This is a genomic window from uncultured Nevskia sp. (assembly GCF_903885465.1).
In the GTDB taxonomy this organism is placed as follows: Bacteria; Pseudomonadota; Gammaproteobacteria; order Nevskiales; family Nevskiaceae; genus Nevskia.
Genome location: NZ_CAISIQ010000234.1, coordinates 1 through 9,932, shown reverse-complemented (window position 1 = coordinate 9,932; position 9,932 = coordinate 1). Strand labels below are relative to the sequence as shown.

Annotated in this window: 11 protein-coding genes; 4 read left to right on the top strand and 7 right to left on the bottom strand. The window is 65.9% G+C overall.

Annotated elements, in window-relative coordinates; genetic code table 11:
- The coding region (locus tag QZY06_RS08775) for a DUF4394 domain-containing protein (RefSeq protein ID WP_295682976.1) at positions 1-603 on the bottom strand (603 nt) is incomplete at its 3' end.
- Positions 604-825: 222 nt separating this feature from the next.
- Between QZY06_RS08775 and QZY06_RS08770 the strand changes: the two genes are divergently transcribed.
- A complete protein-coding gene (locus QZY06_RS08770) occupies positions 826-1,737 on the top strand; it encodes an alpha/beta hydrolase (RefSeq protein WP_295682974.1) in 912 nt (303 codons plus the stop codon).
- Between the two features lie 96 nt (positions 1,738-1,833).
- On the opposite strand, the gene QZY06_RS08765 is transcribed toward QZY06_RS08770, so the two are convergent.
- The 5 genes from QZY06_RS08765 to QZY06_RS08745 all read right to left on the bottom strand — a co-directional run bounded on the left by QZY06_RS08765 (position 1,834) and on the right by QZY06_RS08745 (position 7,630).
- Complete coding sequence (locus QZY06_RS08765) at positions 1,834-2,739, bottom strand: ROK family protein (protein WP_295682972.1); 906 nt, start codon at positions 2,737-2,739, stop codon at positions 1,834-1,836.
- A gap of 57 nt (positions 2,740-2,796) precedes the next feature.
- Positions 2,797-4,362: an ATP-binding protein gene (locus QZY06_RS08760; protein ID WP_295682970.1), complete on the bottom strand. Its 1,566-nt coding sequence runs from the start codon at positions 4,360-4,362 to the stop codon at positions 2,797-2,799.
- Positions 4,363-4,371: 9 nt separating this feature from the next.
- Entirely contained in the window at positions 4,372-5,868 is a 1,497-nt protein-coding gene (locus tag QZY06_RS08755; RefSeq protein WP_295682968.1) for an ATPase domain-containing protein, read from the bottom strand.
- Positions 5,869-5,984: 116 nt separating this feature from the next.
- The gene (locus tag QZY06_RS08750; RefSeq protein WP_295682966.1) at positions 5,985-6,689 is read right to left on the bottom strand and encodes an NAD(P)H-dependent oxidoreductase; all 705 of its coding nucleotides are present in this window, start codon (positions 6,687-6,689) and stop codon (positions 5,985-5,987) included.
- The gene (locus tag QZY06_RS08745; protein ID WP_295682964.1) at positions 6,686-7,630 is read right to left on the bottom strand and encodes an alpha/beta fold hydrolase; all 945 of its coding nucleotides are present in this window, start codon (positions 7,628-7,630) and stop codon (positions 6,686-6,688) included. Before QZY06_RS08745 ends, QZY06_RS08750 begins: the two co-directional genes overlap by 4 nt.
- Positions 7,631-7,740: 110 nt before the next feature.
- Here QZY06_RS08745 and QZY06_RS08740 point away from each other — a divergent pair, with 110 nt between their 5' ends.
- The 3 genes from QZY06_RS08740 to QZY06_RS08730 are packed head-to-tail and all read left to right on the top strand — an operon-like array spanning position 7,741 to position 9,596.
- A complete protein-coding gene (locus tag QZY06_RS08740) occupies positions 7,741-8,136 on the top strand; it encodes a DUF2237 domain-containing protein (RefSeq protein ID WP_295682961.1) in 396 nt (131 codons plus the stop codon).
- 24 nt (positions 8,137-8,160) lie between these two features.
- On the top strand, positions 8,161-8,799 hold the full coding sequence (locus tag QZY06_RS08735) for a fumarylacetoacetate hydrolase family protein (protein ID WP_295682958.1): 639 nt from the start codon (positions 8,161-8,163) through the stop codon (positions 8,797-8,799).
- Entirely contained in the window at positions 8,796-9,596 is an 801-nt protein-coding gene (locus QZY06_RS08730; RefSeq protein WP_295682954.1) for a ferritin-like domain-containing protein, read from the top strand. The genes QZY06_RS08735 and QZY06_RS08730 overlap by 4 nt, the downstream gene beginning before the upstream one ends.
- 138 nt (positions 9,597-9,734) lie before the next feature.
- On the opposite strand, the gene QZY06_RS08725 is transcribed toward QZY06_RS08730, so the two are convergent.
- Positions 9,735-9,932 (bottom strand): hypothetical protein (locus tag QZY06_RS08725; protein WP_295682951.1); only part of this gene is annotated, 198 nt, incomplete at its 5' end.

The window sequence follows — 9,932 nt, the reverse complement described above, 5'->3', positions numbered from 1 at the left end:
AGCTGGGCCATAGAGCGTGGTCGTGGTGGCGTCCTGATCGTTGTTGGTGTGGGCGATCGCCGCCAGCTGCACCACTTCACCGTCATTGGTATCGCTGTCGTTGAAGCGCAGCAGGGTGCCATCGCTCTGCAGCAGCGCACCGCTCAGGGGATCGACACGCAGGATGTTGGTGTCGATACCGCTATTGCCCGGCTGGTAATCGATGATGCGGATGAAATCCTGCGCCGGGTTGATGTCCATCACGGGCTGGTTCAGCGTTGCCCCCGCTGGCAAGAATGGCGCGGCGCTGACCAGGGTCGCAGCGCCAGTGCCCGTGTCGATCGTGGCGATGCGGTTGTTGCTGGTCAGGCCATACAGCACTTCCGTCTCGGCTCGGAAATCGATCTGCAGGATCGTTTCGCCATCGGCGAGGCCGGTGATCGTCATCGTGTTGTCGAGCGATTCCGGCTTGTCGGTCTGGAACTTGATCAGCGAGCCGCTATCGGTGATCGCATAGGCGTCGCGGCCTTCCTTGCAGCCCGCGATCGCGGCACCAGCGGCGACGATCAGAACGGCGCGCATCAGATGGCGCAGGCTGGGCAGAGACAGGCGGGGAAACGACATAGGGGGCATTCCGGGTAGTGAACCAGTGCTGATCCCGTGCGGACCACGGGCAGCAGCGTCAGCCATCATAACGATCCGCTTGGGACATTTCCGTTGCGCCACGGTTCCTGCGGCCGGTTCCGAGAACCAGCGCGCCCATGCCCATCCGTCACATCGATCGGCTACCCTTCGCCGCCCGGCACCTGCCAGGGATCTGCCCGCCGCCACTGCTTCCGTATTCCTATGACTGCCAGCTTGAGCCTCCGCGCCCGCCTGTTCGGCCCCGTTTCCCAGTTCCTGCTGCAGCCGGTGCTGGCCAAGCCCGCCCATGAAATGCGGCCGCAGCTGGAGCGGATCGCCCGACTGATCACCCATGTGCCGCGTGGCACGCGCATCGAAGCGACGACCCTCGCCGGCCGCCCGGCCGACCGTCTGACGCCCAGCGGCGATGCCGGCGATCAGGTCATCTACTACCTGCACGGCGGCGGCTATCTCGGCGGCTCGACCCGCACCCACCGGGGTTTGCTCGCGCATTTCGCCAAGGCCGCCGGCTGCGAAGTGGTGGCCATCGATTACCGGCTGGCGCCGGAGCATCCGTATCCGGCCGCGCTCGAAGACGCCGTCTCCGGCTACCAGGAACTGCTCGCCGAGGGCATTCCGGCCGAGCGCATCGTCATCGCCGGTGATTCGGCCGGCGGCAATCTGGCACTGGTCACCGCGATTGCGCTGCGCGACGCCGGCATGGCGCTGCCAGCCGGGCTGGTGCTGCTGTCGCCATGGACCGATCTGAGCTCCAGCGGCAAGTCGATGGGCAGTCGCGCCGAGCGCGAGCGCATCCTCACCGTGCTCGGCATCAACAAGGCCGCCGAAACCTTCGCCGCCGGCCACAAGCTCGCCGATCCGCGGCTGTCACCGCTGTTCGCCGACCTCGCCGGCCTGCCGCCGATGCTGATCCAGGTCGGCGATGACGAAATACTGCTCGACGATTCCACCCGCTTCACCACCGCCGCCCGCAAGGCCGGCGTGCAGGTGCTGCTCAGCGTGCGGCCGAAGCTCTGGCACGTCTGGCAGACGATGGCCGGCTGGATGCCGGAAGCCGATCAGGCGATCCGCGAGATGGGCGACTACGTGCGCGGCCTCAGAAGCGGTGGCTAGTGGGCTGTGGCTGGTGGCTGGCCGTAGCTCGGGCCTTGCCCGACAGATCTAGCCGCGCCGTCGCCCGAGGGGCGACCTACACGGCTGACCCCTGCTTCAAACCAGCCAGGCTGCGCCGCGCACGCCGCTGCTGTCGCCATGCGCGGCCGGCAGCAAGCGGGTCGCAACCTGATCGCTGAACACCCAGGCGCGCCATAGCGCCGGCACCCGCTCGTACAGCGTCGCGATTCGCGACAAGCCGCCGCCGAGCACGATCACGTCCGGGTCCAGCACATTGATGACGCTGGCCAGCGCGCGCGCCAGACGATCCTCGTAGCGGGCGATCGTCGCGACACATTCCGCATCGCCGGTTTCGGCGCGGGCGACGACGTCCTCGCCGCGCAGCTGCTCGCCGCTGACTTCGCGATGATCACGCGCCAGCGCCACGCCGCTGCACCAGTCCTCGATCGATCCGTGGCGGCCATCCCAGCCCAGCGGGCCCGGTACTTCATTCCAGTCCGCACGCGGCCAGGGCAGCGGGTTATGGCCCCATTCGCCGGCGATCGCATTCGGGCCAGCGCGAAGCTTGCCGTCGATGACGATGCCGCCACCGACGCCGGTACCGAGGATCACCGCGAACACGCAGGCTGCACCGGCGGCCGCGCCATCGGCCTGTGATTCGCTCAAGGCCAGGCAGTCGGCATCGTTGGCCATGCGCACGGCGCGGCCCAGCGCGGCTTCGAGATCGGCCTTCAGCGGCCGATCATTGAGACAGGTGGAATTGGCGTTCTTGATCAGCCCGGTGAACGGCGAGATCGCACCCGGATGACCGATGCCGACCGGCAGCCCGCGGGCGCCGACTTCGCGTTCGAGCGCTGCCACCAGCGCGGCGACAGCGGCGACCGTCGCCGGGTAATCACCACTGGGTGTCGCGATGCGCTGCCGGGCAATAACCTCGGTCGCACCGCGCAGCACGATGCCTTCGATCTTGGTGCCGCCGAGGTCGATACCGATGCGGTGCATGTTGAAGGCTCAGAAGTTGCGGCAGGACGATCGCTCGCCGGTCAGCCATCAGCGGCACTATGCAGCAGGCGCATGCTCGCGCAGCAAGCTCTGCAGCAGCTCGAGATTGACCGGTTTCACCAGATGCCGATCGAAACCGGATTTCAGGGTTCGGCGGATGTCTTCCTCCTGTCCCCAGCCGGTCAGCGCGATCATGAACAGGCCGCTCAGTTCCGGCCGCGCCCGGATCCGCCCGGCCAGTTCCAGGCCATCCATGCCCTGCATGCCGATATCGAGGATCGCCACGTCGGGCCGGAAGTCCGCGAGGATGTCGAGCGCTTCCCGGCCGCTGCCGGCCACCCGGGTTTCAGCACCCCAGAGTTCCAGCAGCTGGCACAGGGACGAGGCCGCATCGAGGTTGTCGTCGACGACGAGGATGCGCTGCTGGCCCAGTCCGGCCGACGGTGACGGCTTAACCGCTGGCGCGCTGACGGTCTGCGTCAGATGGCCGGTCAGCGGCAGGTGCACGATGAATTCGCTGCCCTGGCCCAGCCCGGCGCTGATCACTTTCACGGTGCCGCCGTGCAGTTCGACCAGACGCCGGACCAGCATCAGGCCGATGCCGAGACCGCCCTGCGAGCGGCTGGTGATCTCGTCTGCCTGGGCGAACAGCTCGAAGATGCGCGCCTGCATGTCCGGCCGGATGCCGATGCCGTTGTCTCGCACCGAGATGCTCAGCGCGTTTGGCTGCTGGTGCACGCTCAGCCAGATCTGGCCACCGGGCTCGGTGAACTTCGCGGCGTTGTTGAGCAGGTTGGCGAACACCTGTGACAGGCGCAGCGGATCGGCCAGCAGCAGTGGCAGCCCGGCCGGCACGCTCAGGCTGAGCTGATGCCGATGGGTATCGAGCAGCGGCTGGCTGGCTTCGATGGCGGTCTGCAGGATGCTGTCGAGCGCCACCGTGACCTTCTTCAGCTCGATCTTGTCGCGGGTGATCCGCGAGATCTCCAGCAGATCGTCGACCAGCCGATTCAGGTTGCCGACCTGACGAGTCATCATCTGGCCGATCTTCTGCAGCATCGGATCGCTGTTGCTGCTGCGCTTCAGCAACTCGAGCGCATTGCTGATCGGCGCCAGCGGATTGCGCAGCTCATGGGCGAGGATCGCCAGGAATTCATCCTTGCGATGATCGTTGCGCTGCAAGGTGGCGCGGGCGTTTTCGAGATCGGCCAGCTGATCGCGGATCTGGTACTGCCGCTTGCGGGCGCGCAGAGCCACCTGCACCGAACTGAGCAGTGCGGATACCCGCGTCGGCCGCTCCAGAATCGCCACGCTGCCCCAACGCGCCATCACCGAGGCGACGATCGCCGAATCGGCTCCGGGCCGGGCGATGACCAGCAGCGGCAGATCGGACCAGGTGGGCTGCTGCTGCATCCAGATGCCCAGGCAATCCGACTGGATCATCGCCTCCTCGGCGACCAGGATCGCACCCGCGCCGCCCTTCTCGAGCTCGGCGCACAGCACGGCCAAGCTCGCGCAGGGCTCGCTGGCGATGCCGTTGTCGGCCAGGATCGAGCGCACCAGTTGGCCGTCTCGACTGGTGGGGCCCACCACCAGTACCCGCAATTCGCTGCTCGAAAACATGGCCCTGGATCAGCCCTCGATCCGTGGCGCAGCCTCCTGATAGATCGGCACCCCCGTCAGGATGCCGCGGAAGTTTCGCAGCGGTTCGCCGACGCCGATACGGCCGTCCTGCATGCGGAATTCGCGGATGCTGCGCTCGTGGGAACCGCCGCGTTTCTTGACCACCGAAATCGCCTGGCGCACTTCACCCTCGGCTTCGAAATAGCGCATCAGGATCACCGCATCGGCCAGATAGCTGACGTCCACCGGCGATGTCATGTTGCTGCCGATCAGCCCCTGGTGTGCGCTGACCAGCAGGGTCGCGACATCGGAGTGGCCGAGAAAGCTCAGCAGTTCATGGAGTTGGATCAGCAGGAAGCGCTCGCCCGGCATCGCATTCAGATAGCCGTTGAGGCTGTCGATGACGACCATCGACACGCCGCGCTCTTCGACGCTCTTGCGGATCGACTGGATCAGCTCGCCCGGCGAGAGTTCGGCCGGATCGATCGGCTGGATGGAGACTCGGCCGCTGTCGACGTGCTTCTTGAGATCGATATCGAGCGCCGCGGTGCGGCTCAACAGGGTGTCGATGCTTTCATCGAAGATGAACATCGCCGCCGCCTCGCCGCGTTCGGCTGCCGCGTAGACGAACTGCGCCGCCACCGACGATTTTCCGGTGCCTGCCGCACCGGAAAGCAGGGTGCTGGTGCCGCGCTCGACGCCGCCGCCGAGCAGCGTATCCAGTTCGCCAATGCCACTCGGAAGCCGCTGCCGGCTTGGCAGCTTGCGGTGCTCGGTCGCCACCAGGCGAGGAAAGACGACGATGCCGCCGTGGCGGATCGCATAGTCGTGATAGCCGCCGCGGAAATTCACGCCGCGGTACTTGACCACCCGCAGCCGGCGCCGCTCGACGCCGTAGTCCGGATTGTTCTGCTCGAGCAGCAGCACCGCATGGGCGATGCTCTGCACCTGCAGATCGCGATCGGAGCTGGTCATGTCATCGAGCATCAGCACCGTGCAGTTGCGGCCGGCAAAGAAATGCTTGAGGGCGAGAATCTGCCGGCGATAGAGCAGCGGGCTGCCGGCGATCAGGCGCAGTTCGGAGAGCGAATCGAAGACCACCCGCTTGGGGTTGATCCGGTCCACTTCTTCGAGAATGGTGCGCGTGGTTTCACCGAGTTCCACTTCGGAAGGATGGAACATCGTGTAGCGGTCTTCCGGCCGCAGCACTGCCTCCGATGGCACCAGTTCGCGCACGCTGATTCCGTCCAGCGACCAGCCGTGGGACTTGGCGATCGCCCCGAGTTCCTCGGTGGATTCCGACAGCGTGATGTACAGCGTCGGCTCGTTGCGGCGCGCGCCAGCCAGCAGGAACTGCAGCGCCAGGGTGGTCTTGCCAGAACCCGGCACACCCTCGATCAGGTACAGGCGGTTCTTCCGATAACCGCCGTCAAGAATGTCGTCCAGGCTGTCGATGCCCGTACTCGCTACTGCTTCTTTCTGCTCTGCCTGGGTCGTTTCCGGCATGGGTCAGTACCACTCTCTCGATTTTCAATTGATGGCTTGGACAGAGCCATGCGGAAAAAATGCGGTTGAACTTGGTGCGGTAGAGCACAGAGCGGGGCAGCTTTTCTGCCGTCGGGCTACTTGGTCAGCGGCTTCATCTGGGCATCGAAGTCGGCCAGCTTCGGGAAACTCAGCGGCGTCAACGTGTCGAGCCTGGCCAGATGGGCGCGATAGTTGTCGAGGATCGCGGCGCGCTCTTCCTGCTTCAGATACGGCACGTGGAAGCCGACGAAGCTGGGCAGCACGGTCATGCCGGTGTAGGCCAGCGTGCCCTGCAACACCGGCTTGAGGATGTCTTCGATATCGCCGTGGATGCCGCCTTCGCTGAGCATGTAATCACGGCCGCCGGTGGTCAGCGCCAGCAGCGCGCGCTTGCCCTTCAGCCCGCCCTGATCGTAGATGCGCCGGCCGCCGTAGGTCTTCCCGGACACCAGCACCCGGTCGATCCAGCCCTTGAGAATCGCCGGCACCGAGAACCAGTACAGCGGGAAGCTGAAGATCACCAGATCGGCGGCGAGCAGCTTGGCCAGCTCGGTGGCGATGTCCGGCGCCAGGGTGCCGGCGTCGCCGTTGCCGCGCTGTTCGAGCGCGTAGTTCAGGTACTCGGCATTGCCGCGGGTGCCGAAATCCGCCGCACTCGCCACCGGGTTGAAACCCATCGCGTAGAGATCGGAAACGACGACGCTATGGCCGGCCGCGGTGAAGTCTTCAACCACAGCGTTCTTCATCGCCGAGGTGAACGAGGCCGGCTCGGGATGGGCGTGGACGATCAGGACATTCATGCGTGCTTGGCGTTCGATGAGGCAGCGGTACGGCGATTCGCGACGGGCGCGGGTTCGGCGATTTCGGTCTTGATCGGATGCTCGTCCATCCATTCGGCGATGCAGCCTGCGACCTTGTCCGGATGGCTGAGCAGCAGCCAGTGGCCGGCGTCGATCGCGCGGCGACGCAGCACTTTCACCCAGCGCGACAGGCCTTCGTACAGCTCGGGGCCGACGAAGCGATCGCGGGTCGGAATGATCAGCTGCACCGGCAAGGTCGCGTGGCGCGGCAGCGGTCTGAGCAGGCGCGGCAGCATGTTGGCGCGATAGAGATTGACGCCGTTGCGACCATCCTTGACCTGGGTCGGGCTGGCTTCGACGGTGGCCCCTTCCATCTGTTTCATGATCTTCGGCCAGTAGCGGCCGAGCGCCAGCCGCCAGGCGGTCGGCGCCAGCGCCGGCAGCTGGAAGGCGACGATGTACCAGGAGCGCGCCAGCTGCTTCAGCAACTGCTCGCCGCGCCAGCCCGGCTTGGCGTGCTCGCGCAGCCAGTAGCCGACATGATCCAGACAGGGGCCGCTGATGCTGGTGTAGCTGGCGATGCGCGCGTTCAGCGGCTCAGTGGTGACGCCTTCCCAGCACTGGATCGAACCCCAGTCGTGGGCAGCCAGATGTACCTGGCCGCCGGGCGCTACAGCGTCGATCACCGCTTCCAGATCGCCCATCAGTTCGGCGATGCGGTAATCGCGGATACGCGCCGGCACGCTCGATTCACCGGCGCCGCGCACGTCATAGCTGACGACGTGGAAGCGCTCGGCCAGACGTTCGGCGATCGCCGTCCAGACCTGAGCGGAATCCGGATAGCCGTGCACCAGCACCAGAGTCTGGCGGCCAGGGGCAGCGCCGCGCTCGTAGACGGCGAGATCGATGGCGCCACGGCTGACAATGCGGGTCGGTTTCATCAGGGATTCATGCAGTCTGGGGCCGCCATCATCGCCGCAAGGCGTGGATTTATGAAGTCATCACGCAGCGCTCGCTATGATCGGCCTCCCCACCTGCGCGCGAACCTGTCATGGCTGCCGATGCTTCCTCGTCTTCCGGTCCTGCGCTGAACGTTTTCGGCGAACTGCTGGCCTGCTGCTGCACCAATCCGATGACCGGCTTCTATCGCGACGGCAACTGCCGCACCGGCCCGCAGGATGTCGGCCGCCATCTGGTTTGTGCCCAGGTCACCACCGAGTTCCTGAAGTTCTCACGCTCGCGCGGCAACGATCTCAGCACGCCGCGCCCGGAGTACGACTTTCCGGGCTTGAAGGACGGTGATCGCTGGTGCCTGTGCGCGCTGCGCTGGCTCGAAGCCTACGAGGTCGGCATGGCGCCGCCGGTGCTGCTCGCCGCGACTCATCTGAAGGCGCTGCAGTTCGTGCCGCGCGCAGCACTCGATGCGCATGCGCTCGATCGCCGCTGATCACTCAACCCTTTCTCCCCAGCCATGAAAATCAACCGCATCTTCTGCATCGGCAAGAACTACGCAGACCACGTCGAGGAACTCGCTCACCTCGGCCCCGGTACCGATCACCGGCCGGATGGCGAATGCGTGGTGTTCATGAAGCCGCCTTCGGCCGTGGTGCAGCTCGGTGATGTGATTCCGCTGCCGAAAGGCCGCGGCGACACCCATCACGAAGTCGAGCTGGTGGTGATGCTGACCGGCGGTGGCCGCGACATCGCCATCGAAGACGCGCTCGATTCGATCGCCGGCATCACCCTCGGTCTGGACCTGACCTTGCGCGATCTGCAGACCACGCTCAAGAACAAGGGCAAGCCCTGGGAGCTGTCGAAGTCCTACGACGGCTCCGCGCCGCTCGGCGATTTCAAGCCGTTCCTCGAGCAGGACCTGCAGGCGATGGAATTCACGCTGCACGTCAACGGCGAGCTGCGCCAGCACGGCAAGACGGCCGAGATGCTCTATCCGGTCGCGCAGCAGATTTCGATCTTGAGCCAGAGCTGGTTACTGGAACCGGGCGATGTGATCTACACCGGCACGCCCAAGGGCGTGGCGGTGCTGAAGCCCGGCGATCACTGCGTGCTGGCCAGCCCGAGCATCGGCCGCTTCGAGTGGCACTGCGAGTGAGCCCAGCGGCACTGCTGGACGCCGTGCACGCAGCGCTTTGCGAAGCTGATCCCACCGCGAAGTGCGCGCTGGTTGCCGCACTGCCGATTGCCGTGCTGGAAGCCGTTGGTGATGAACCGGCCGCCGATGCCGCCGATCCTCGCGTACCAGGCCGCCCGGCCAAACCCGAACTGATTCGCCCGCGCGACGTGCCGACCCGCGGCCTCGGCACCGTCGCCGGCCGCGCCGCACTGATCCACGCCGTCGCCCATATCGAGTTCAACGCGATCAATCTGGCGCTCGATGCTGCCTGGCGCTTTCGCGGCCTGCCGGCTGACTACTACGCGGACTGGCTGTCTGTGGCCCGCGACGAAGCTCGACATTTCGCAATGCTGCGCGCGCGGCTGATCTCGCTCGGCTACGACTACGGCGACATGCCGGCCCACAACGGTCTCTGGGAAGCCGCAGAAAAGACGGCGCAGGACGTGCTCGAACGGATGTGCTGCGTGCCGAGAGTGCTGGAAGCGCGCGGCCTCGACGTGACGCCTGGCATCATCCGCCGGCTCACCGAAATCGGCGATCCGGAAACGGTCGCGATCCTCGACGTGATCCTCGTCGAAGAAGTCGGCCACGTCGCGATCGGCAGCCGCTGGTATCGCTGGCTGTGCGCGCAGCGCGGCGTCGATCCCTTTACCACCTCGCAGCGCCTGCTCGCCGAGCAGGGCATGAACATCCGCCTGCCGATCAACGAAGCCGCGCGGCGCGCGGCGGGTTTTGATGAGGAGGAGATGAGCTTGCTGTTGCGGACGGCGCGCTGAGTCTCTTAAGCCCTCTCCCCTTGCGGGAGAGGGTTGGGAGAGGGGGCTCTGATCGAATGAAGCTGTCTGCCTGATCGAGCCGCGTCCCTCACCCCCAGCCCCTCTCCTGCGGGGAGAGGGGAGACCTGCAAAAAAAACTCAGTTCTGCCCGGTCAACCGGAACGACACCGCCGCCATGCTGTTCGAGCCGGTGAAGATCATCTGCCGGAAAGTGCGGCCGGCGCCGCTGCGGGTGACCACGGTCATCAGGCCGGTGAACACCACGGCGTTGACGTCGCCGACGCAGCTGCGCGAGAAGCTCAGGCGGTAAAGGTTGTAGCGCGGATCGATGACCGT